Genomic DNA, 20478 nt, shown 5'->3' on the forward strand with positions numbered 1-20478 from the left:
CCGCCGGGTCTATGGATACTAACGCTCCCCCGACGCACCCTGCGGTGCCGTCAGCGGATCCGGCGCCTGAATCGACAGCCGATGGAAGCGCACCACCATGATGTCCACGGCCATCTCGAGCGCCGCGTCGCGCTTCTCGGCCGTGCCGGCGAGATCGCGCAGGAGTGACCGCGACAGCTGCTGCAGACCACGCTTGATGAGGAAGCGAAGTTCAGATTCGGGAAACGTCACGCATGGCCGAGGGTGTGGAACAAGACGGGAACATTGGCAAGCCCGGTCGCTCGGGCCGAGCCCGTCGCTCCGGCGCCCGATGCCCGTGGGCAAGCTTCCCTGTGGTCGTCGCAGGCCTTCCCCCCATGTGCCGGCGAGCTAGACGTAGGAGGTGGCGATCACGGTCGATCTCCCTCGAGAGCGCTGCCATTTCCCTCGCCGCTCGTTAATCCAGGGCCGGAACAGGCCGGGGCGAGCGGGGGCGACGGCGCAGTTGAGAGGAGAGGGGGCGGCCGCCGGGTGAGCGACGGGTGCGGAAAGGCCGCACCGGCTCTCATCCGGAGACATGCCATGATCAGGAATATCCCGCTCAGCAAGCTGATCCCCAGCCCGCGCAACGTGCGCCGGGCGACGGACGAAGCAGCCGACCTCCAGCTCAAGGCCGACATCGAGGCGCGAGGGCTCCTGCAGAATCTGGTCGTCGCGCCGGCGCGGAAGCCGCGCGGCCGTTTCACCGTCGAGGCGGGGGCTCGCCGGCTGCGCGCGCTTCGCGCCCTCGCCGAGGAAGGCGAGCTCGACGCCGGACACGAGGTCTGCTGCCTCGTCCTCGACGACGGTCCCGCTTCCGCCCAGGAGGTGAGCCTCGCCGAAAATTTTCAGCGGCTGGCGATGAACCCGGCCGACGAATGCCTCGCCTTCGGCCAGCTCGTCGAGCAGGGCGCCGACGCCGAGGGAATCGCCCGGCGGTTCGGCCTCACCGTCCGGTTCGTCGAGGGGCGGCTCCGGCTCGCCGGCCTGGCGCCGGTCGTGTTCGAGGCGCTGGGCGCCGGCGAGATCACGCTCGACGTCGCCAAGGCTTATGCCGCGACCGCCGACCGGGAGCGGCAGGCGCATGTCTTCGAGCAGGCGGGCCGAACCTATATGGGCCATCATCCGGACACCATCCGGCGGATGATCGCCCATGCCACCGCGCGCGCGAGCGGCCGGCGCGCCCGCTTCGTCGGCGAGGAGGCCTATGTCGCCGCCGGCGGCCGGGTCGAGCGCGACCTGTTCGCCGAGATGGAGGCGTCGCGCTGGCTCGACATCGCCTTGCTCGACCGGCTCGCCCTCGAGAAGATGGAGACGATCGCCGCCGAGGCGGCCGCTTCGGCCGGGCTCGCCTTCGTCCGGCCGACGCTGGACTCGTGGATCGGCCACGACCTCACCGCCGGCCTCGAGCGGGTGCGGCTGGAGCCGGCGCCGCTCACCGAGGCCGAGCAGGCGGAGATCGACTCCTGCGAGGCGCAGATTGAAACGCTGGCGGCGCAGATCGACGATGAGGACAGCGCGGATGAGGCCCTGTCGGCGGCCGTCGCGCAGGTGCGGGCGCTGCGGCAGCGGATCGAGGCGATCACCGGGCGGCCCCCGCTCATTCCCGACGACCTGCGGCCGAGCCTCGGCACCTTCCTGCTGCTCGACGGTGAAGGTCGGCCCGCCTTCTCGGGGACCTATTATCGCGAGCGGCCGGCGGAGCCTGCACCGGGGGAGGAGGACAGCGGCGGCGAGGGCGAAGGCGCGGACAAGGGTCAGCTCGGCTCCGGGGAACCGCTCCCGAACGATCCTGGCCGGGGCCTGTCGCAGGCGCTGCTGGACGAGCTTTCGATGCAGCGCCGGGACATCCTCGCCGCTCATGTCGCGTCGGACCCGGCGATCGCCCGCGACCTCGCCACCTTCCTGATGATCGATTGCGGTGAGGGCCATGATCCCGGCCGGGACGGCTCCTCGCTGATCGCCTCGCCGCCGTCCGACCCGGTCGCGGGCTTGCGCACGCCGGAAGCGACGGCGACGCTCGCCTTGTCGCGATGGGCGGAGGCGCTCGACCGCGGCTGGACCGAAGGCGAGACGCGCGCCCAGCGCTTCGATGCCTTCCGGGCGCTGCCGGAGGCGGCCCGGGCGGCGTGGCTCGCCCATGCGGTGGCGCGGACGCTCGAGGCGAGCCTCAACGTGCCGGGCCGGCGAGGCTGCGCCTTCCACGACCATCTCGCCCGGCAGATGGGCATCGACGTCGCCCGCTGGTGGCGGCCGACCGGCGCCAATTATTTCGACCGGGTGCCGAAGGCGGTGACGCTGGCCGCGCTGAAGGAGGTGGGCGGACCCGCCTTCGCCGCGTGCCATGCCAAGGCGAAGAAGGCGGAGCTCAGCGAGGCGGCGCAGCGGATCTTCGCTGGCGAGCTGGTGGCCGAGGCGGAGACCCGGGCGCGGGCGCTGGCCTGGGTGCCGGAGGCGATGCGCTTTACGGATCCGGCCGACGCCGCCGCCCCGCCCGCGGCTGTTCCCGATGACGCGGCTGCTGCCGGCATGGATGTGCCGGCGGAGGGCGGCGCGGAGCCGCCCGCGGGCCCCGACGGCGGTGAAGGGGTCTGTTCGATTGCCTCGGCTGTTCCCCTTCCGCGTGGCACCGAGGCGTCGTCGGCGCCGGTGCCGGAGAGGGGAGGAAGCGGCCGGGAAGCGGACGAGGTGGAGCCGGAGCGGCTGGACGAAGCCGCCTGACGATCTGCGTCGCTCGTCCCGGCGGGGCGGCCTTCGGGTCGCCCCGCCACCCCTGGGCACCGGCCGGGGGCGGCTTATCCGGATTTCGTGACAAGTGGCCACAGGGATTGCCCAATGGGAAATGCAGGCACTCCCCACGATCCGCCGCGATTCCGCCGGCACGGGCGCCGAGCCGAGGTGCCTCACTGCTCCTCTCGCCATCACGCCCCGGGCGGACGGCGAAGGCGCACAGGAGATCGGCGACGAGGCGCTTCGTGCCGGCCTGGAACGTCGCCCGGTTTCCCGCCGTCCCCGACCGGTGCCGAGCCAGCAGGAGCCTGGCATGCCCGATTACCCATCGCCCTTTGACCGCACGAGGATCGAGCGCGCGGCGGCACGGCTCCCGCCGCTCGAGTGGGAGGTGCTGCGCTTGGCCGCGGCGGAGGATCTGGCGAATGACGCGATCGCCGCCCGGCTCGGTATCGCCGTCGCCGAAGTCGAGCGGCTGCTCGCGCAGGCCTTGGTGGATCTCGACCATCATCTGCGGCGCCAGGCGCGGCCCTGGTGGCGATTCTGGTGAGCGGGCGTTCGCCGCCTGCGCCGGCGCTTCCGGGCGCGCCGGAAGCGAGCCGGCGGCGGAGTGGCTCGCCCCGCCCTCTGCGCGTCGGTCCGGCGCGAGAGGGGCCCTGACCCGGCGCCGCCTTCCCGCAACCCGCGGGCCCTCGGCCCGTGTTGCCCCTGCGGGGCGGCCCGCGCCGGCCTCGGCCCGGGGTTTCCCGCGCCCGGGCGCGCTGCGGGGAGGCGGCCTTGCCGGGTCTTCGGGCTCCCGGCGCCGGATCGGCCGGCGCGCAGACGGGAGACCCTCCATGCCTACCAGCCTTGGCGCCCAGCTCGCCCAGCTCGAGCTCGGCCATCTTCGTATCGAACGGATCGTCGCCGCCGGACCGGCAGACCCACCGGACCCGGAAGCGGCCGTCCAGACCCTTGCTGCCGTCTGGTCCGACCTGCTCGGCTTGTTTGCCGGGACCGTCCTCGAGGCCGATGCCGAGGAGATCGGCTGGGCCTTCGTCAATCTCTTCCACCGCGCCGCCGCCAAGCGGGCGGCGCAGGTCGACCGCGCCACCGACGAGATACGCCTGCTGCTCGCCAGCGCCGACGGCTCCGAGATCCACAGTGCGGCGCTCGAGGAGCAGGTCGGCAAGGCGCGCGCCGCCGAGGCGGCCATGCTGGCGCTCGAGCAGCTGCGCGAGATCGCCGCCCGCCTCTATCTCGACGAGACCGGATCCTCCTGGCGGTCGGCGGGTGGCTCGCGGCTCAACCATTCCGCGGGGCTCACCTCGGCGGTCGTCGAGGGCCGCGACTTCCTGCGGGCGCGCAGCGAGGGCCGGCGCAGGGCGGCCTTGCCGGAAGGGATTCCGGTGGTGTTCGCCGGCGGACGGCTCAGCTTTGTCAGTGCCGACGAGGCCAAGACCTTTGCCGACAATGTCTGGGCGACCCTCGACAAGGTGCGCGAGCATGTCGGCGACATGGTCCTCGTCCATGGCGGCGACGGCAAGGGCGCCGACCGGCTCGCCGCCTCCTGGGCCGAGCGGCGCAAGATCCCGCAGGTGACGTTCGGGCTCGACCGGCGGCTCGGCCAGCGCGCCGGGTTCAGGCGCAACGCGCAGATGCTCTCCCTCTATCCCCGCTATGTCGTCGCCTTTCCCGGGAGCGGCGTCGTCGAGCGGCTCGTCATCGACGCCAAGGCGAAGGCCATCACCGTCGTGGACCGGCGCGGGCCGCTCGGCACGCATCCCAGGCGCGCAGCGCGCACGGCCGGCTAGCCGGCACCGGGCTGGGCCGGCGCCGCCGGTCCAGCCTCTCGGCCTTCCTTTCCGCACTCCTTGGCAGCTGCGGAAGGGGCAGGTGGGCCCTGGCCGTGCCCTCGAGAGGCGGGGGCGGGCGCGCTCCCCGATAGGCCGGCGGTGGCGGCCGGCAACCCGGCTGCGCCGGGTCCTTCGCTTCGCTCCGGCCCTGCGGGTGCCCGCCGCCTCGGCTCCGCCGGCCTTCCGGTCCGCTCTGCCGCCCGCCCCGCCGTCGCGGGGAGACGGGCGGCGCAGAAGGGAAGGAGCAGGATCATGAAGCCTATGCGGATCGAGCGGCAGAGCCTCTATTCCGAGGTGACCGGGCGGATCATTGCCGAGCTGGAGGAGGGCAGGGTGCCCTGGGTCCAGCCCTGGGACAGCGCCGCCTGCGGCTGCACCATGCCGGTCAATGCGGTGACGGGTCGGGGCTATTCGGGGATCAACGTGCTGATCCTTTGGGCGGCGGGCGTCGAAGGCGGCTGCCGCTCGCAGCGCTGGCTGACCTATCGCCAGGCGCAGCTGGCCGGCGGCCATGTCGCCAAGGGCGAGAAGGGGACGGTCGTCTGTTATGCGGACCGGTTCACGCCGAAGAATGAGGAGGAACGCGCCGCGACGGAGGATCGCGAGGCGCGGCAGATCGCCTTCCTGAAGCGGTTCACGCTGTTCAACATCGACCAGTGCGAGGGCCTTCCGGAGAAGCTGACCGAGCTTCCGGCGCCCAAGGGCGAGCGCGAGGCGATACCGGAAGCGGAGGCGCTGATCGCCGCGACCGGCGCCGATTTCCGGGTCGGCGGCGACATCGCCTTCTATGCGCCGGGCGGGGACTATGTGCAGGTGCCGCCGCCGGAAGCCTATTTCGAGGCGATCAACTGGTATCGCACCGCGCTTCACGAGCTCGGCCACTGGACCGGCCATCCGGGCCGGCTCGGTCGCGACCAGTCGGCCGGCTTCGGTACGCCCGATTATGCCCGCGAGGAGCTGGTCGCGGAGATGGCGAGCGCCTTCGTCTGCGCCACGCTCTCGATCCGGCCGACGGTGCGGCATGCCGATTATGTCGGCGCCTGGCTGGACGTGCTCCGCGAGGACGAGCGGGCGATCTTCCGCGCCGCGAGCCTCGCCAGCAAGGCGGCCGAGTTTCTGCTCGCCTTCGTCCACGAGCCCGGACGCGACGAGCCGGGCAGGGCCCGCGACGACGACAGCGACCCCCCTTGCCGGGGATCATCGGGCGTGCCTAGTCTGGCCGTGCCGCTGCCCCTCACCCCCCAACTTTAGGGGCGGCCGCGGCGTCCGGAAGCGGCTGGTCGGCGCTATAGCCAAGGCGCCGGCCCATGGTCTCAATCATGGTCTCACAGCCCGCTTCCGGGCGCCGCCTTGCGCCTGCCGTCCCGCGCGGGCGCTTGCATCCTTGCCCATAAACGGGAACGAACATCCCATGCGCACCGACGTCGATCATCTCCCGCCGGCCAAGCAGCGCGAGCTCGAGCGCGTGGTGCAGATTCTGTTCGAGGAATTCGGGGAGGCGACCGCGCTCGCCACCCAGGACTGGAAGAAGAAGGGGCGGATCCTCAAGATCATCCTCTACGGCTCCTATGCGCGCGGCTCCTGGGTCGACGAGCCGCACACCGCGAAGGGCTATCAGTCGGATTTTGACCTGCTCATCATCGTCAACGACAAGCGCCTCACCGACCGGGTGGAATATTGGGCGAAGGCCGAGGAAAGGCTGATCCGCGAGCTCAGCATCACGAAGACGCTTCGCACGCCGGTCAACTTCATCGTCCACACGCTCCAGGAGGTGAATGACGGCCTCGCCCATGGGCGCTACTTCTTCATCGACGTGAAGGTGGAGGGGATCGCCCTCTATGACAGCGACGGGAGCGAGCTGCACGAGCCCAAGCCGAAGACGCCGGCGCAGGCGCTGGCGATGGCGAAGGAATATTTCGAGGAGTGGTATCCGAGCGCGGCCGCGCTTTTGGACGGCACTCGGTTCTACGTCGGCAAGGGGAGGCTCAAAGAGGCAGCTTTCTCGCTGCACCAAGCCACAGAGCGCCTCTATCATTGCGTGCTGCTGGTCTGCACTTTCTACACGCCGCACGTGCACAACCTCGCCTTCCTGCGGACGCAGGCCGAGCGGCTCGACCGGCGGCTCGTCCATGTCTGGCCACGCGACAGCCGCCGCGAGCGGGCGATGTTCGAGAAGCTGAAGGACGCTTATGTGAAGGCGCGCTACTCGAAGCATTATCGCATCTCGGCCGAGGAGCTGGCCTGGCTCGGCGAGCAGGTCGAGGAGCTCGGGCGGGTCGTTCATGCCGTCTGCTCGGAGCGGATCGCGCAGCTCGAGGCCCGGGCGAACGCAGCCTGATCGGCATCCGGAGTTCCAAGCCTCGTGTCATTCGGCGCTAGGTGTCTCTGGCCCCTGTCGCACCTGAGCATGGCCGCTTGGCCACGGGTGCCGCACACAGGGAGATCGTCACTCGCGGTGCCTGGTCCGACGGGATCGAAGCCGGTGGCATAGGATTCCCGCTGGCTTCACCAGGGTCATCCCCTCTCTCTTCCAGCCCTTCCTGCCTCGGCCGCGTCGCGACGCAACCCGCGGCCCTTCGGCCCGTGTTGCCCTTCGGGCTGCCCGCGCCGGCCTTGGGCCGGGGTTCCCCTGCGGTGCGGCCCGCCGCTTGGCCTCGGCTTCCTGGGGCTGTCGACGGGATGGTCCCGGCGACGGCAAAGCAGGAGCAATCCCATGACCAACATCGTCCTTCTCGTCGGCAATCTCGGCGCCGATCCCGCCCTTCGCTCGACCGACGGCGGCACCGATATCGCCAGCTTCAGCCTCGGGACGAGCCGGCCCAAGCGCGATGCCGAGGGCAAGACCTACAAGGATGCCAGCGGCTTCACCGCCAAGGAAACCGAGTGGCACCGCGTGACCTGCTTCAATGGGCTCGGCCGGATCATCGCCCAGCATGCGGTCAAGGGCATGCTCGTCTCGGTCAAGGGCCGGCTCCATTACACCAAGTGGACCGACCGCGAGGGCATCGAGCGCTACGGCTGCGAGGTCATTGCCGACGACGTCCAGTTCCTCAACCGGCCGCGCCAGGGCGGCGAAGCCGGCGGCTCGGGCGAGCAGCCCGACCCCGACGAGGACGTGCCGTTCTGAGGCTCAGGCATCGGCCCCGGCGGCTTCGGCCGCCGGGGCTATTTCTGTGTCGAGGGAGGATTCCAGGGCCGGTCCCCAGTCTCCGTAGCCCGCTGCGGCGCGGCGCTGGAGTTCACCGCGCCCGGCCTTCTTCAGACATCGTCGCTGATCGGGAACAGGAAATAGCCGCGCTCCGAAATGCCCTTGATGATCTGCACGGAGCTCGCCCCCGTCCGCCGGTCGCCAGGCGACACGAGAACTTCCTTCGAATGGATCCAGGGCGAGCCGGTATTCGGCAGGTTGCCGCCCGCCGCGTCGGCCGTGAGGGCGCCTCGCCAGCTGTCGTTCTTGACGAACTTGTGGAGGACGAGGCCGGCCGCCGGCGTCGTACCGGCGCTGTCGGGCGCGCCCGCCGCGTCCACGATGGTCATGATCTCGCTCACCCGGATCGCCCTCAGAAGCTCATCCCGCCGCCGCCGGCGGAAGGAGAGGCGCCGGAATTCTCGTCGTCCGGCAGTTCGGCGACGGCGGCCTCTGTGGTGATGAGCAGGCCGGCGACCGAGGCCGCATCCTGCAGCGCCGAGCGCACGACCTTGGTGGGATCGATGACCCCGGAGGCGACGAGATCCTCATAGGCCTCCGTCTGGGCATTGAAGCCGAAGGTCGGACTGCCCTGGTCCATCAGCTTGCCGGCCACCACGGCCCCGTCGAAGCCGGCATTCTCGGCGATCTGGCGCAGCGGCGACTGGAGCGCACGGCGGACGATGTCGATGCCGCGCGTCTGCTCGTCATTGCCGCCGACGAGGCCGTTGAGGGCCTTCGAGGCGTAGAGGAGCGCGGTGCCGCCGCCGGGGACGATCCCCTCCTCGACCGCGGCGCGGGTCGCGCTGAGCGCGTCGTCGACCCGGTCCTTGCGCTCCTTCACCTCAAGCTCGGAGGCGCCGCCGACCTTGATGATCGCGACGCCGCCGGCGAGCTTGGCCAGCCGCTCCTGGAGCTTCTCCATGTCATATTCGCTGTCGGAACGCTCGATCTCGCCTCTGATGGCGTCGACCCGGGCCTTGATCGCCTCGGTGCTCCCGGCGCCATCGACGACGATGGTCTTGTCCTTGTCGATGGTCACCCTCTTGGCGGTGCCGAGCATGTCGAGCGTCACCGTCTCGAGCTTGATGCCGAGCTCCTCGCTCACGACCTGGCCGCTGGTCAGGATGGCCATGTCCTCGAGCATCGCCTTGCGGCGATCGCCGAAGCCCGGGGCCTTGACGGCCGCGACCTTGAGGCCGCCGCGCAGCTTGTTGACGACTAGGGTGGCCAGGGCCTCGCCCTCGATGTCCTCGGCGATGATGAGCAGCGGACGGCCCGACTGGGCGACCGCCTCGAGGATCGGGAGCAGCGCCTGCAGGTTGGAGAGCTTCTTCTCGTTCAGCAGGATGTAGGGGTCGGACAGCTCGACCTGCATCTTCTCGGCATTGGTGACGAAATAGGGGCTGAGGAAGCCGCGATCGAACTGCATGCCCTCGACGACGTCGAGCTCGAACTCGAGGCCCTGGGCCTCCTCGACGGTGATGACGCCTTCCTTGCCGACTCTCTCCATCGCCTCGGCGATCTTCTCGCCGACCTCACGGTCGCCATTGGCCGAGATGATGCCGATCTGGGCGATCTCGTTGTTGCTCGAGACGGCCTTGGAGCGCCCCTTCAGGTCATCGACGACCCTGGTGACGGCGAGATCGATACCGCGCTTGAGGTCCATCGGGTTCGCGCCGGCCGCGACCGACTTCATGCCCTCGCGGACGATCGCCTGGGCGAGCACGGTGGCGGTGGTGGTGCCGTCGCCGGCATGGTCGTGGGTCCTCGAGGCTACCGAGCGCAGCATCTGCGCGCCCATATTCTCGAACTTGTCCTTGAGCTCGATCTCCTTGGCGACGGTGACGCCGTCCTTGGTGATGCGCGGCGCGCCATAGCTCCTGTCGAGGACGACGTTGCGGCCCTTCGGACCCAGGGTCACCTTCACGGCATTGGCGAGAATGTCGACGCCGCGGGTGATGCCTTCGCGGGCATTGCGGGAGAGTTTGACGTCCTTGGCGGCCATGATCTTGGCTCCTTGTCGAGGGTCCGGCGGTCATGCCGGTGGGAAGAGACTCGTCGATGGCGCGGGTCGGGGCCCGCGCGCCTCAGCCGACGATGCCGAGTATGTCGGCTTCCTTCATGATCAGGAGATCCTCGCCGTCGAGCTTGACCTCCGTGCCCGACCATTTGCCGAACAGGATGCGGTCGCCGGCCTTGACGTCGAGCGGCGTCAGCGCGCCGTCCTCCCTGCGGGTGCCCGAGCCGGCCGAGACGACCTCGCCTTCCTGCGGCTTTTCCTGGGCGGTGTCCGGGATGATGATGCCGCCGGCGGTCTTCTCCGCGGCGTCGATGCGGCGCACGAGCACGCGGTCGTGGAGGGGACGGAAGGTCATGGCGACGGGTCCTCACGCTGGATTGCGACCAAGATGTCGCCTCACAAGCGGGAGCCAGCGCTGCCAATTTGCGATTGGCACTCTCGTCGGAGAGTGACAACCCGCCTCATGTGGGGGCTCGCATCGCAAGATCAAGCGCGGCGTCGATGACTCCCTCGCATGCCGGCAGCCGGACCCCTATATGGGCTCATCACCTGATATCCTTGCAAGCATCTCGTGACAGAGAGACCCTTCGTGCTCCCGCTTGCGCGCACAAGGAATCAGGCATTGGCAGACCCGCTTCACCCCCCGCCCAAGGAAGCACGAGACACCGTCGCCGGCTGCCGGGAGAGAGCGGCCCAGGACCGTCTCCAGGCGGCGGGGACCGATACCGAGAATGGCCGCCGGGTCCTCGAGCGAAGCGCCGCCAGCTGGGAGGCCCGTGCTGACGAGATGCAGAGGCTTGAAAGCGGATCGGCGGGGCAGCGGATCGCCGATCGGAACCTTTGGGCGAGTGAAGAAGGGGATGGGCCGGGCTCCCCGGAGTGATGGCGATCGCCGGAGGCCGCGTCGCCGATTCCGGAACAATCTCGCTCTGGTCTACCGGCAGGCCAGGGTTCGAACGGGGCGCTCGGAAATTCAGCGATAACCAGCGGGCATCGTGTTTGGTGGGCTAGATGATGGTCCCCGACATCTGGTTCTCGAGCCGTCGGCGCCAGGAGCCGCGGCCGATCTGGAAGATCACCTGCCCTGCTCGGCGCTGTGAAGAATACCCGGCGGCAGTCGCCGCCGGGGCTTTGTTCTTGCGACCGCGCGAACGCCGAGCCCGTGCGGGAGCGCCGCGTCTCGAGGGGGAGGGGGCGGCGGAGGAAGGGGTCTCGTCTCGGAGAGGCCCAGTGTGGCGGACGGCGAAGCGGCTCTCAAGGCTGCGCGGTCCCCCCAATTTGCTGCGCAAATCGGCTCCCCCGCGCCCCGCTTCGCGGCGCCTTCGGCGGCCCTGACAGCCGCTTCGCCGCCCGCTCCTGAAGCGCCGTCTTCGATCGGAAGACGATGCTCAAGGAGGCAGTCATGGACGTGGTGTATGCGATCGGGATCGAGCGGTGCGATGGGCGTGTGGAGGAGCTCCGGGCCGAGTTCGGGAGCGTTCTTGCGGACCGGATCGTCGAGGCCGAGGCGGCTGAATTCCTTTGGGAAGCGCGGGTCCTGGAACGCTATCTTGGGCAGCATGTCGCTAGCGTTCTGGACGATGAGGAAGCATCGCAGGAGCTCTCACGAGTCGGATTCGTGAGCGCTCTTGATGGCCGCTGGTACGCCGGTATCTGCCTGGTCGATGGTGAAGGAGCGGCTGTCGACTTGCTCTGGAAGCGCTCGTTCGAGAGCTACGGAGAGGCCCGTTTGGAGCTTCATCGGGCTCGATGATCGGCTCGAATTGGCTCTTGCGGGGCGGCGCGGCTCGTCGCTTCCGCCTTCTTTTGGCCGGTTTGGGTGCTGCTCCGGCCGTCGGTGGCGGTAACGTTAAGACGTTCTGATATGCGTTTTGCAATGGGGAGACGAAAGGGGGCAGGGGAAGGCAAGATTAAAGCAGTGCCTCCCCAAGGCCCTGAAAGTGGTGTCTGCACATCGTTTTTTGTGGAGGCATGCGGGGGCGCATGCCTCCAATTGCTCCAGGATTGGCGGATTTCCGCGACGCGACGTGGAGGACCTTGAAGCCGGTCCGCAGCTTCGCCTCATATTCTTGCCATGGCGCAGGAAGACGACTTCGAACTGTGGCTCGGCCGCATCGGCGACCGCGGCCGTGGCAGCGGCAAGCGCTTCGCCAACCGCATTCGGCAGGCGGCTCAGCTTGCCGGCGGACCGAGAGCGGGTGGCGCTACTCGGAAATTCGACGGGAGCCGCATCGGCCGCGGTGCTGGGGTCGGACGTGTGCTGTCGAGCGGATCGACGTACAGAGGGCCGACGGCGCGGCGCGTGGTGGTGAAGGCCAGCATCGTCAAGCTGGGGCGGAAGGGGCTCGCGCGGGCTACGGCGCACATGCGCTACCTGCAGCGGGACGGCACGACGCGTGAAGGGGAGCGCGGCGCGCTCTACTCGGAGCGGGAGGATCGGGCGGACGGCAAAGGCTTCGTCGCTCGGGGCGAGGGAGACCGCCACCAGTTCCGCTTCATCGTCGCGCCGGAGGACGGCTCGGAATACGAGAACCTGAAGCCACTCGTCAGGCGGTTCATGGCGCAAGCGGAGAAGGACCTCGGGACGAAGCTCGACTGGGTCGCCGTCGACCACTTCAACACCGGTTATCCGCACAGCCACGTGATCGTGCGGGGGAAGGACGATCGGGGGAAGGACCTGATCATCGCCCGCGAGTATCTGACCCAAGGGCTACGGGAGCGCGCGGCGGAGCTGGTCAACCTGGACTTGGGGCCGCGCACGGAGCGGGAGATCCTTCGCTCGCAGCTGCGGGAGGTCGAGCAGGAGCGGCTGACCGGCATCGATCGGCGCCTGATCAGGTCGGTGGACGCGGAGGGGCTGGTCGATCCTCGGCGATGCAGCTGGGTCGAGCAGGACCTGCGGACGGCACGGCTGCGGACGCTGTCGGGTATGGGCCTGGCTACCGAGCAGCGCGGCGGCCGGTGGAAGCTCGATCCGGAACTGGAGAGCACGCTGCGGGAGATGGGCCGGCGCGGCGACATCGTCCGGACCATGAACTACGCGCTCAAGATCGCGATGCTGCCGCGGGCGCCGCAGGACCAGGCGATCTACGATCCGGACGCACCCGATGCACGGCCGGTGGTCGGCCGCCTTGTCGCGTCGGGCTTGTCGGACGAGCATGCCGACCGCCACTTCCTCATCATCGATGGAGTGGATGGGCACACCCACTATGTGGACGTAGGGAACAGCATCCTGGACGCGCGGCCGGGAGCGATCGTGCAGATCGAGCCGCGGCAGGCGGGGGTGCGCGAGGTGGATCGGACGGTTGCGGCGATCGCTGAGGCCAGCAAGGGCTGGTACAGCGTTGAGCTTCACCAGTTCCGTGACCCTACGGCGAGCGAGCCGTTCGCCACCGCGCATATCCGCCGCCTGGAGGCCCTTCGTCGCAGCGGGCTTCCTGTCGTGCGGGAGGTCGATGGCTATTGGCAGATCGCTCCGGATCACCTGGAGCGGGTCGAGGCGCACGAGCGGCGGCTTCGCGCCCGGATGCCCGTCACCGTTGCGCTTCTCAGTGGCGACCGGCTTGAGCTTCTGCCCGAGCGAGACGGCGCGACCTGGCTCGACCGGGCGATCGTTGCCGAGAAGCCGGTGGAGCTCGGACGCGGATTTGGGGCAGAGGTTCGAAAGGCGATCGACCGTCGCCTGCAATGGCTCGCAGCGCAGCGGCTGATCGACGTGGAGGGGGAGGATTACCACTTCAGGCCCGACCTGGTGGATCAGCTGGAGCGGCGGGAGCTCAGGGCCGCCGCTGCAAGGATCGGCCAGGAGAGCGGGCGAGCCTTCCGCGAGCTCGCAGTGGGGGATCACGTGGACGGGATCTGCCGCGGTCCGGTCCAGGTCGGGGACCGGACGTTTGCGCTGGTTGAGCACTCGCTTGAGTTCAGCCTCGTGCCATGGCGGCCGGTGCTGGAGAGGCAGATAGGCCGTGAGATATCGGGGGTGGTGCGCGGGGCGGGGATCAGCTGGACCATTGGCCGTGAGCGGCAAGGTCCCAGCATCGGCATGTGAGCCGATGGCACGTGCGGCGAGCGGGCACCTGGTGCGGCGGAGGCGCCGTTCGGCCGGACGGAGCTTTTCTCCATACTGGCGCTGCCATGAAGACCTTCAAGACCCGCCACCAATTCTATCTGCCCGACGATCTGTCGGAGGCGCTTGATCGGCTTTGCTCATCGTCAGGCTCTTCGAAGACGGCTGTGCTAACTGAGGGGCTTAAGGCCGTGCTCGAGCGACGTGCCGGCCACGAGCTGGACCAGAGGTTCGGCGTTCGCCTCGATCGGATGAGCCGCGGGCAGGAGCGGCTTGAAAGCAAGGTCGACCTATTGGCCGAAGCCTTCGGGACGTTTGTTCACCATCAGCTGACGATGGTCGCCCACCAGCCGCCGTTCGATGACGAGACGAGGCAGCTCGGGCTGAAGCGTTATCAGGCCTTCATTGATTTGGTAGCGCGGCGGCTGGTGTCAGACTCCAACGTCCGCTTATTGAGAGCGGGTGAAATCCAAGAGGATTAGCTTAGCAGGCGGAAGCGGATTTTGTAGATCGGGCGCCACGTCCGCAGCACTTTCGTTCCTACCTTCCCACACATAATTTTATGTGCTAGCACACATAGAACACTGTGCGGGGCCTGCGGGCGATGCCTTACGCCGACTTTCTCTCCGAACTGGTGCGTGCAGGGCTCACCGTTCGAGCTTTCGCTGATCTCGTGGGGATGCGCCCGAACTCCATCACAAACTACGCGAGAGAAGGCGAGTTGCCCGTCCATTTAGCGCTTATCGCAGTGCTCGTAGCCGAACTATCAGTTCAGGGCCTCGACTATCGGCGGGTGATGGCGAAGGTGCCGCATGCGCCTAAGAAGCCGCGCGGCGGCGCGCGGCGCGGCCACTTCGGAGGCGACCCGCAAACCACCTTGGACCTGCTCTCATGATTAACTGGACGGAGGCTCTTGCACCCTTCGGCGCAGATCCAAGCGCTGTGCGCATGCTTGACACGGACGCGCCCGAACTTCTGCCCTATGCCACGCTGGTCAATGCCTGGCGCGCTGGAAGCGATACGCTGGGCGTGGCCGGAGCGGTTTACGAATGGCAGGAAGCGCCGCTCATCTTCTTAGTAGATGGTGCTCAGCTTGCAGACGAGACGCACTTGCGCCGTCTGCGGCGTCTACTGGCGATGCGCGGCGACGTGCCCTACCTCGGCGTGCTCAGCCCCGGGCGGCTTGATGTCTTCGCCGTAGCTCTTGATTCCAAGCGGCTCCGGCAAGTGCAGGTCAAAGTGGTGGACGAGCAGGTCGCCCAGCAGGATGTGCTGTCGCTCCTTGCCAACGCGAGACCAAAGGCGGCGCGGAACAGCCGCAGCTGGATCTCGGACGTTGTCCTTAGGTTGCTAACGCGCGCGATAGACCAGCTGACGCCCCTGGAAGGTGTCGACGACGAAGATGCCATCTCGTTGGTCGGTCGAGCTCTGTTCACGCGTTTCCTCGCGGATCGCGGATTGCTGCCAGCAGGATTAGACGATGTCAGATTAGCGGGCGGCATGTTTGACGATGCAGTTCGAGCAGCTGAAACCTGCGCATGGCTCGACGCGACGTTTAATGGTGATCTACTTCCACTTCCGGAGGGCATATTCGAACGCTTATCGACCGAAGCTTACAAGGTATTGGGCGACATCATGCGCCGCGCGCCGGGCGGCCAGCTCGTGCTTGGCTGGGAGGAGAAGTGGGATCACCTCGACTTTGCCCACATACCCGTCGGCGTACTTAGCCAAGCTTACGAGCTTTATTTACGCAGTCACGCGCCAGCCAAGCAGCGTCGCGAGGGTGGCTATTACACGCCGCGACCTATTGCCGACCTCTTGGTACGCGCCTCATTCCGGGCCCTAGATCGTGAGGGAGCGAGCGCGCATGCGCGCGTGCTCGACCCTGCAGCGGGGGCCGGCGTCTTCCTCCTAACAGCTTTTCGCGAACTGGTGGCGGCTCGCTGGCGTGCCGATGGTGTCCGTCCGAATACCAAAGTTCTGCGCGACATACTCTACCGCCAGATCACCGGCTTCGACATCAATGAGGCAGCGCTACGCTTTGCAGCGCTCGGCCTCTACCTCATGTCGATTGAGCTCGACCCTGAACCTCAGCCGATCGACAAACTCGGCTTTGATAATTTGCGCGGAGCCGTGCTCCACCGGTTTGCCGCCAATGATGAGATTCCGGGGGGACAGCTCGGAAGCTTGGGTCCGCAGGTGGGCCAAGAGCATGTCGGCAAATACGACATTGTAGTTGGAAATCCACCTTGGGCGAGTGGAACGAAGCTTCCCGATTGGTCACTGATATGCGCGCAAGTTGCACGGATCGCCTCGGACCGTTTGGGTGCGCCACTCGCCCCGCCGCTGCCCAACGAAGTCCTGGATCTGCCATTCGTGTGGCGCGCAATGGAATGGGCTAAGCCGGGGGGTCAGATTGCGTTTGCACTTCATGCTCGACTGCTATTCCAGCAGGGCGACGGCATGGCGGATGCGCGACGCGCGCTCTTTCGAGCGCTGGATATCACCTCCGTCATCAACGGTGTGGAACTTCGCCAAACCAAGGTCTGGCCGGAAATCCTCGCACCTTTCTGCTTGCTGATCGCCGCCAACCGCACACCTGGTCCGGGCGCCGGCTTTCGTCTCATCAGCCCGCGGCTCGAGTCCTGCTTAAATGCGGCAGGCGCAATGCGCATCGACGCGCATTCCGCCGAGATCATCCCGACCGAGCAGCTCGGCCGCACGCCTGAGCTCCTCAAGATTTTGTTCCGCGGGACGAAAGCCGACCTTGGCTTGGTCGAGCGGATCCGCAGCAAAGGTTTTCCGACCCTCGAATCCTTCTGGTGCGAGGCGATCGGAAGATCGAGTCGTGGCTATTTGGCTGGTGCCGGGAACGGATATCAGACACTCAAGGCGAGCAGCCGCTTTCGAAAGCGCGGCGACGGCATGCCTGGCGTTCCTGCAGAGTATCTCCACGGCTTGCCGGTCATCACGCCCGAGAGCCTCGACGACCTTCTGATTGATACAAACGCCCTAGAACCTTTTGGCCATGAGCGGATTCATGATCCTCGCGATCCAGGGCTGTTCGTAGGACCGATAGCAATCGTCCACCAGTCGCCGCCGGCACGACTGGGCCGCATGCGGGTTGGCGTCGCCGACCAAGCGGCAGCCTATAATGAGAGCTTTTACGGATACAGCCCAAGCGCGTTCGAAGATGCCCACTTGCTCGTGCGCTATTTAGCGCTGGTGCTCGGTAGCAAGTTTGCGTTGTGGCTTGCGCTCATCACCAGCGGCAAGTTCGGCTTCGAGCGCGATGTAGTTGAAAAGGCAGCGCTCAACCGCATGCCGTTGCCGGACTTCCGAATGCTCAGTTCTGAGCAACGACAAGGCATCGACCGTCTCTTCGACGAAGTGCGCCGCGACAGCGCGGCCTGGGAGCATGTCGATCGTTGGGTTTCCGAGCTCTACGGCTTGGGCACCGCCGACATACAGACGATCACGGACACATTGCGTTACAATCTGCCGTTTGCCGACACCAAGGCAGCGGCGCAGGCGGCTCCGAAAGATCTCAAACACTTCTGCACGGTCCTCGAGCGCGAACTCGCCCCTTGGGCTGAGCGTTTTGGTGCATCGCTGCACGCTGTCCCGTTCGCGGATCGCGCGTCATCACCTTGGCGTGGCGTCAAGCTCCAACGCGTAGGCTCGCGCACCAGAACAGACATTCCCCAGGATTGGGAAGGGCTGTTGCGTGTTGCCGATGCAGGTGCAGCGAGCGAGATGATCGTGCGCGGCGGCAGCGGCGCAATGTTCATCGCGCGTCTGGCACAGCAGCGATATTGGACCGAGACCCAGGCGCGCCTGCTCGCCCAGCGGATCGTGTGGACTCACCTTGATTTCCTGTCGGGGTCAGCTGCGGCATGAATGCAGCATCGCTGGCGCCCAAGCCTGATCAGGTTGCAGAACTCACTCGTGGGCTGATTCTGCCGCTACCGCCAATCACCGATGAGGTCATGTTGGTCTTGGCCGAAAGCCTGATCGGCGCATTCGAAGATGTTCGCAAATCTGCACCAGCGACGCTCGCAACGGGGAGCGAGCCAGAGGTCACTGCGCTACTCCAAGCCCGGCTCAATCGGATGATTGACGATGACGCGCTGTGGCGCACACTAGTCCTCTATGTGGGGCGCGGCGTTGACAGCGTGAGCTTCGATGGGTCCCACATCGAAAAGAAGCCAGATCTTTCGATCTCCCTTAGTGATCGCTCCGCGCGCTTTCCTCTGGCCGTAGAGGCTAAGCTCATCGATTGCAGCAAGGGGAAGACTGAGACGCTATACTGCGCGAAGGGCGTCAAGCGGTTCTTAGACGGCGAATACGGATGGGGCGGCCGCGAGGGATTCATGCTGGCGTATGTGCGAGATGGTTCGACAATCGCCGCCAAATTAGCTCCTCATCTCACTCTTCCGGCGAGTAGCTCGACCTACGCGCTGAAAGGGGCGCCGACCGCTCTGACCCTCGCATGTGATGGAGCGAGAACCCACCACGACCGTGGATTCGTCTACACTCATGTGTCCGCGCCTGCGAACATGCCAGGGTCAATCGAACTCTGGCACATCTGGCTAGATGCATCGGACGTGGGGGGTAGCTGAAGGGTCGCGTTGAGCGTTAATGAGATCCTCCGCAGGCCTTTGCTTTGCTATCGGCTGGCTGGCCCGCTGGCACCGCTTAGAATAAACGTGAGCTAGGTATTCGGCGCACCAAGCCCGCTTTGGGAGCAGCGGCGTGTCCTGCGACAAACGAGGCATTCTGCCAACCATCTGGCGTGTCTCGATGGCCATCCCGGAAGTTCAGTCGAGGTGCGGTTCCTAGAGCCGGATGACGGCGTCCGGCTGGCCCGCCGCCAATGCGCTCATGTAAGCAAGGCACATCTCCCGAGTACGATAATCTCCGTACTCCTCCTGCTCAGAACGTTCCACGACTGGGAACGTCGAGTACCCGCCATGCGATCGGACTGGAGATATTCGTGGCCTGCAGGGCGGCCAGGGAGGGAAAGGCGGCCGCGGCGGCCTTGCGGGTAAGAGTGGCAATGGCGGGAGCGGCGGATCAATCTTCATCCGCGTCATGGCACAGAATGGTCAAGTAACGGGCGAAGCACAGGGAGGCCCAGGCGGCACCCTCGCCTCCCATGGGGCGCCAGGTGGGCCAGGCCCCGGCGGTCTAGGGAGCATGGACCGGATCGGCCGGCGCGTTCGAGAGTTCGGTTTTTTGAGCGCTGAGTGGCCGTCGATGACTGCCCTGAACGCAATGTGGGCTGATCGTGACGGCGCTGAGGACTTGCTGCAACTGGGCTCGGCCATGGCGACATTGCGCGTGCTCGGCGCCGACCAGAGCCTCATCCTTGCCAGACCGGGCGACGTTGAAATTGCCGATGCTGAAGGCCGCCGGGAGGAGGGGGTTGCCGGCGAAACCACACTCCTCGGCTCGCTGCTCCAGCGCGAGCGTGAGCCGCGCAATCCAGGTTCCTGGCGGATAGAGTGCGATATCAACGGCTGGCGCACTCGAGGATCCGAGCCAAAGTATTCAGTTCTGCAACTATATGGGCGAGGGCTGCCCCGCTTAGGGCGGCAGGCTGCCTCTTAATGCACCTAATTCCGTCGGCAGACTGATACACGAACGAGAGGCCGGAGCCTGTCACAGCAACGATGTCCAGGCACACGCTGAAAGCTCTTTGGCCGTGCGCATGAGCCTTTGGGTCCGCGAGTGTGGGCTCGGCGCTCCGATCCGCTAACGCCGCAGGCGCGCGCTGCTTCGACGCAGGACAGCGGCGATCTCGCCTTGGCTTGTACCGGCTGACAGCGCGTCGGAGGCGCGCAACAGCAGGATCTGTCGCTCGGGCGGATGAGGTTCCCGAGACAAGCGCCCGGTGCCGAGCAAGATCAGCAGGCACCGAAGCACCAGGGGCGGCCCCTCGGGCGCGGCCACACCTCGATCCGGTACTGGAAACGGACCCGGCCGGCCTGCCGGGAAGCGCATGCGACGTCGAGCCTCAGGCTCTGCGCTGCACGGCAATAGCAGCCGGATTGACTGACCGGGGTTCGCCGCGCCGCCTGGAGGAAGAGAAGGCGCGGCACTGGCCGCGAGTTTGAAGCTGGCATGAAGACGAGTCTCGAGTTTCCGTCTGGGTCCAATGTGGCGGCAGCGCTTGCCATGTGAGGATGAATTGAGGGGGCTGCGGGAGGCCTCGCGCCACCTCAGGGGGCGATTGAATGACCAAGATATCTCACGAGCAGCCATTCAAGCTCGACCTCCACGTGGGGATAAATGTGGGGTCGCGCCAAGCCCGCGTCGGCTTTCTCCCCGAAGTCCATGCACTTAGCCCAAGATGTTCGGCGACCTCCCGCGGAGCCAAGTTCAGGTCGTGAGAGACGGTGAAGAGCTGGCGAGGCGGCCCCGGCCGCTTTGCGCCCAAACCCGGCCGTTTCGGCCGGCTCGCGGTCTCCCCAAAAGCGGACGTGCACACCAAAGTCGTCACCGCGACCGTTGAATCCGCCTTAATTCGCCTTCGCTTTAGCAATGGTCACGCGGGCGAAAGATCCCGCCGCGAGTGCGGCGCTGACGGCGGTAATCCAGGCGAACGATCCGGCAG

Annotated in this window: 18 protein-coding genes; 14 read left to right on the forward strand and 4 right to left on the reverse strand. The window is 67.0% G+C overall.

Annotation, left to right across the window (positions count from 1 at the left end):
- Nucleotides 1–18: 18 nt before the first annotated feature.
- The gene (locus tag DDE10_RS08260; RefSeq protein ID WP_114952241.1) at nucleotides 19–231 is read right to left on the reverse strand and encodes a hypothetical protein; all 213 of its coding nucleotides are present in this window, start codon (nucleotides 229–231) and stop codon (nucleotides 19–21) included.
- A 330-nt stretch (nucleotides 232–561) separates the two neighbouring features.
- Between DDE10_RS08260 and DDE10_RS08265 the strand changes: the two genes are divergently transcribed.
- The 6 genes from DDE10_RS08265 (at nucleotide 562) to DDE10_RS08295 (ending at nucleotide 7710) form a co-directional block, all read left to right on the forward strand.
- The gene (locus tag DDE10_RS08265) at nucleotides 562–2739 is read left to right on the forward strand and encodes a ParB/RepB/Spo0J family partition protein (RefSeq protein WP_114952242.1); all 2178 of its coding nucleotides are present in this window, start codon (nucleotides 562–564) and stop codon (nucleotides 2737–2739) included.
- A 121-nt stretch (nucleotides 2740–2860) separates the two neighbouring features.
- Nucleotides 2861–3298 (forward strand): RNA polymerase sigma factor, encoded by a 438-nt coding sequence (locus DDE10_RS08270; RefSeq protein WP_114952243.1) that lies wholly within the window; start codon nucleotides 2861–2863, stop codon nucleotides 3296–3298.
- A 286-nt stretch (nucleotides 3299–3584) separates the two neighbouring features.
- Complete coding sequence (locus DDE10_RS08275) at nucleotides 3585–4541, forward strand: DUF2493 domain-containing protein (RefSeq protein WP_114952244.1); 957 nt, start codon at nucleotides 3585–3587, stop codon at nucleotides 4539–4541.
- A gap of 294 nt (nucleotides 4542–4835) precedes the next feature.
- Entirely contained in the window at nucleotides 4836–5834 is a 999-nt protein-coding gene (locus tag DDE10_RS08280; protein WP_114952245.1) for an ArdC family protein, read from the forward strand.
- 160 nt (nucleotides 5835–5994) lie between these two features.
- Complete coding sequence (locus DDE10_RS23755; RefSeq protein ID WP_284734516.1) at nucleotides 5995–6921, forward strand: nucleotidyltransferase domain-containing protein; 927 nt, start codon at nucleotides 5995–5997, stop codon at nucleotides 6919–6921.
- Between the two features lie 375 nt (nucleotides 6922–7296).
- The gene (locus DDE10_RS08295) at nucleotides 7297–7710 is read left to right on the forward strand and encodes a single-stranded DNA-binding protein (RefSeq protein WP_114952248.1); all 414 of its coding nucleotides are present in this window, start codon (nucleotides 7297–7299) and stop codon (nucleotides 7708–7710) included.
- 131 nt (nucleotides 7711–7841) lie between these two features.
- Here the strand turns inward: DDE10_RS08295 and DDE10_RS08300 are convergent, their stop codons facing one another.
- From DDE10_RS08300 to DDE10_RS08310, 3 genes are all read right to left on the reverse strand, one after another.
- Nucleotides 7842–8132 carry a hypothetical protein gene (locus DDE10_RS08300; protein ID WP_114952249.1) on the reverse strand — a complete coding sequence of 97 codons (291 nt, stop codon included), beginning with the start codon at nucleotides 8130–8132 and terminating at the stop codon, nucleotides 7842–7844.
- A gap of 11 nt (nucleotides 8133–8143) precedes the next feature.
- Nucleotides 8144–9778 carry a chaperonin GroEL gene (gene groL / locus DDE10_RS08305; RefSeq protein ID WP_114952250.1) on the reverse strand — a complete coding sequence of 545 codons (1635 nt, stop codon included), beginning with the start codon at nucleotides 9776–9778 and terminating at the stop codon, nucleotides 8144–8146.
- A gap of 82 nt (nucleotides 9779–9860) precedes the next feature.
- Nucleotides 9861–10148, reverse strand: a complete 288-nt coding sequence (locus DDE10_RS08310) for a co-chaperone GroES (protein ID WP_114952251.1) — start codon at nucleotides 10146–10148, stop codon at nucleotides 9861–9863.
- Between the two features lie 267 nt (nucleotides 10149–10415).
- Between DDE10_RS08310 and DDE10_RS08315 the strand changes: the two genes are divergently transcribed.
- From DDE10_RS08315 to DDE10_RS08350, 8 genes are all read left to right on the forward strand, one after another.
- Complete coding sequence (locus DDE10_RS08315) at nucleotides 10416–10676, forward strand: hypothetical protein (RefSeq protein ID WP_114952252.1); 261 nt, start codon at nucleotides 10416–10418, stop codon at nucleotides 10674–10676.
- Nucleotides 10677–11195: 519 nt separating this feature from the next.
- Nucleotides 11196–11546: a hypothetical protein gene (locus tag DDE10_RS08320; RefSeq protein ID WP_114952253.1), complete on the forward strand. Its 351-nt coding sequence runs from the start codon at nucleotides 11196–11198 to the stop codon at nucleotides 11544–11546.
- A gap of 321 nt (nucleotides 11547–11867) precedes the next feature.
- Nucleotides 11868–13841, forward strand: a complete 1974-nt coding sequence (gene rlxS, locus DDE10_RS08325; protein ID WP_114952254.1) for a relaxase/mobilization nuclease RlxS — start codon at nucleotides 11868–11870, stop codon at nucleotides 13839–13841.
- An 86-nt stretch (nucleotides 13842–13927) separates the two neighbouring features.
- Nucleotides 13928–14341, forward strand: coding sequence for a CopG family transcriptional regulator (locus DDE10_RS08330; RefSeq protein ID WP_114952255.1), 414 nt, complete (start codon nucleotides 13928–13930; stop codon nucleotides 14339–14341).
- Between the two features lie 122 nt (nucleotides 14342–14463).
- The gene (locus DDE10_RS08335) at nucleotides 14464–14754 is read left to right on the forward strand and encodes an XRE family transcriptional regulator (RefSeq protein WP_114952256.1); all 291 of its coding nucleotides are present in this window, start codon (nucleotides 14464–14466) and stop codon (nucleotides 14752–14754) included.
- Nucleotides 14755–14807: 53 nt separating this feature from the next.
- Nucleotides 14808–17759, forward strand: coding sequence for an N-6 DNA methylase (locus DDE10_RS08340; protein WP_284734517.1), 2952 nt, complete (start codon nucleotides 14808–14810; stop codon nucleotides 17757–17759).
- Nucleotides 17756–18481 carry a hypothetical protein gene (locus DDE10_RS08345; protein ID WP_114952258.1) on the forward strand — a complete coding sequence of 242 codons (726 nt, stop codon included), beginning with the start codon at nucleotides 17756–17758 and terminating at the stop codon, nucleotides 18479–18481. The genes DDE10_RS08340 and DDE10_RS08345 overlap by 4 nt, the downstream gene beginning before the upstream one ends.
- 577 nt (nucleotides 18482–19058) lie before the next feature.
- A complete protein-coding gene (locus tag DDE10_RS08350; protein ID WP_114952259.1) occupies nucleotides 19059–19472 on the forward strand; it encodes a hypothetical protein in 414 nt (137 codons plus the stop codon).
- The last annotated feature ends 1006 nt before the right edge of the window (nucleotides 19473–20478 follow it).

The organism is Sphingosinicella terrae, assembly GCF_003347635.1.
Lineage (GTDB): Bacteria > Pseudomonadota > Alphaproteobacteria > Sphingomonadales > Sphingomonadaceae > Allosphingosinicella > Allosphingosinicella terrae.

Coding starts and splice junctions, on each gene's coding strand:
- DDE10_RS08265 (WP_114952242.1), top strand. CDS start 562: ATGATCAGGAATATCCCGCTCAGCAAGCTGATCCCCAGCCCGCGCAAC.
- DDE10_RS08270 (WP_114952243.1), top strand. CDS start 2,861: ATGCAGGCACTCCCCACGATCCGCCGCGATTCCGCCGGCACGGGCGCC.
- DDE10_RS08275 (WP_114952244.1), top strand. CDS start 3,585: ATGCCTACCAGCCTTGGCGCCCAGCTCGCCCAGCTCGAGCTCGGCCAT.
- DDE10_RS08280 (WP_114952245.1), top strand. CDS start 4,836: ATGAAGCCTATGCGGATCGAGCGGCAGAGCCTCTATTCCGAGGTGACC.
- DDE10_RS23755 (WP_284734516.1), top strand. CDS start 5,995: ATGCGCACCGACGTCGATCATCTCCCGCCGGCCAAGCAGCGCGAGCTC.
- DDE10_RS08295 (WP_114952248.1), top strand. CDS start 7,297: ATGACCAACATCGTCCTTCTCGTCGGCAATCTCGGCGCCGATCCCGCC.
- groL (WP_114952250.1), bottom strand. CDS start 9,778: ATGGCCGCCAAGGACGTCAAACTCTCCCGCAATGCCCGCGAAGGCATC.
- DDE10_RS08310 (WP_114952251.1), bottom strand. CDS start 10,148: ATGACCTTCCGTCCCCTCCACGACCGCGTGCTCGTGCGCCGCATCGAC.
- DDE10_RS08320 (WP_114952253.1), top strand. CDS start 11,196: ATGGACGTGGTGTATGCGATCGGGATCGAGCGGTGCGATGGGCGTGTG.
- rlxS (WP_114952254.1), top strand. CDS start 11,868: ATGGCGCAGGAAGACGACTTCGAACTGTGGCTCGGCCGCATCGGCGAC.
- DDE10_RS08330 (WP_114952255.1), top strand. CDS start 13,928: ATGAAGACCTTCAAGACCCGCCACCAATTCTATCTGCCCGACGATCTG.
- DDE10_RS08335 (WP_114952256.1), top strand. CDS start 14,464: ATGCCTTACGCCGACTTTCTCTCCGAACTGGTGCGTGCAGGGCTCACC.
- DDE10_RS08340 (WP_284734517.1), top strand. CDS start 14,808: ATGCTTGACACGGACGCGCCCGAACTTCTGCCCTATGCCACGCTGGTC.
- DDE10_RS08345 (WP_114952258.1), top strand. CDS start 17,756: ATGAATGCAGCATCGCTGGCGCCCAAGCCTGATCAGGTTGCAGAACTC.
- DDE10_RS08350 (WP_114952259.1), top strand. CDS start 19,059: ATGGACCGGATCGGCCGGCGCGTTCGAGAGTTCGGTTTTTTGAGCGCT.